Raw genomic sequence first — 1,880 nt, 5'->3', positions numbered from 1 at the left:
ACCAGCACTAACGCAACCAGCACAGGTCCTCAGGGTGTTCCACAAACAGGCACTCCAAGCTTTCAAGGTGGTGACCCACTTGTTCCAATCGATGAAGCAGTTGAACCAACCTTCGCAGATGGAAGCAAGGAAAAAGTGATTTCAGGTCAAGGAACCTACACGATTGCACCAGACGGAACTGTAACTTTCACTCCAGACAAACAGTTTGTTGGAAACCCAACTCCAGTCACAGTGAAACGGGTGGATAAGAACGGTACCCCGGTGACTGCGACCTACAGTCCAGAGTTTACGAAAGTAACGCCAACTGGTACAGGTGATAAGACAGAGGGGTTTCAAGGTCAGGCCCAAGAAGGTAAAGTGACCTTCACGCCAGGCCATGACTCTGTTCCATTCCCAGCTGATTCAATTCCACTATTTGACACTGGGACAGCTGTGAAAGAAGTACCAAATGTTGGTAAGTTTGAAGTGGACGCAGAAGGCAAGGTAACCTTCACCCCAGACAAACAGTTCAAGGGGGAAACACCAGAACTTGAATTGACTCGTGTGGATGCCAATGGAACTCCTGTTACTGTCAAGTACCAAGCAGTAGTGAAAGAAGTAGTTCCAACTTCAACGGATGCCACTTCAAATGGTATCCAAGGTCAACCGCAAAAAGGTACCCCAACCTTCACAGAAGGTAATCCAGCTGTTCCACTGGATGATACGAAACCAATGACTTTCGAAGATGGACAGTCAACGAAAACAGTTCCGGGTGTAGGTGAATACAGCATCAATCCAGATGGCTCTATTACCTTTACACCAGAAAAACAATATGTTGGTACTCCAGCTCCAGTAACGGTTAAACGAGTCGATAAGAATGGCACCCTAGTTACTGCGACATATACCCCAACAGTGACCAAGGTAACACCAACAGGAACCGGCGCAACCAGCACAGGCCCTCAAGGACTTCTGCAAACAGGAACTCCAACGTTTAAAGGTGGTGACCCATTAGTTCCAATCAATGAAACAGTAGAGCCAACCTTCGCAGATGGAAGCAAAGAGAAATCTATTCCAGGCCAAGGAACCTACACGATTGCACCAGACGGAACTGTAACCTTCACTCCAGACAAGCAGTTTGTTGGAAACCCAGATCCAGTTACAGTGAAACGTGTGGATAAGAATGGCACCCCAGTTACTGCGACATACAGCCCAGAGTTTACTAAGGTAACTCCAACTGGAACCGGTGCAACAAGTACAGGTCCTCAAGGACTTCCACAAACTGGTACTCCAATCTTCCAAGGTGGTGATCCACTGGTTCCAATTGATGAAACAGTCGAGCCAACCTTCGAAGATGGAAGCAAAGAGAAGACCATTCCAGGTCAAGGAACCTATACGATTGCTCCAGACGGAACAGTAACCTTCACTCCAGACAAGCAGTTTGTAGGCAAACCAGATCCAGTCACAGTCAAACGCGTAGATAAGAATGGTACCCCAGTTACTGCGACTTATAGTCCAGAGTTTACGAAAGTAACGCCAACTGGTTCAGGTGATAAGACAGAAGGTCTGCAAGGTCAGGTACAAGAAGGTAAAGTGACCTTCACTCCAGGCCATGATTCTGTTCCATTCCCAGCTGATTCAACTCCACTATTTGACAATGGTGCAACTGTGAAAGAAGTGCCAAATGTTGGTAAGTTCGAAGTGGACGCAGATGGTAAGGTGACCTTCACTCCTGATAAACAGTTCAAGGGTGAAACACCAGAACTTGAATTGACTCGTGTGGATGCCAACGGAACTCCTGTTACTGTCAAGTACCAAGCGGTGGTGAAAGAAGTAACCCCAACCAGCACTAACGCAACCAGCACAGGTCCTCAGGGTGTTCCACAAACAGGCACTCCAAGCTT

The 1,880-nt window shown here is 47.4% G+C and carries 1 pseudogene; it reads left to right on the top strand.

Annotated features, from left to right (window positions below):
• A pseudogene (locus GMD6S_RS11970) lies at positions 1-1,880 on the top strand (YSIRK signal domain/LPXTG anchor domain surface protein); the annotation flags it as partial.

Source organism: Streptococcus sp. GMD6S (assembly GCF_000297015.1).
This window is presented reverse-complemented; position numbering and strand designations above follow the sequence as displayed.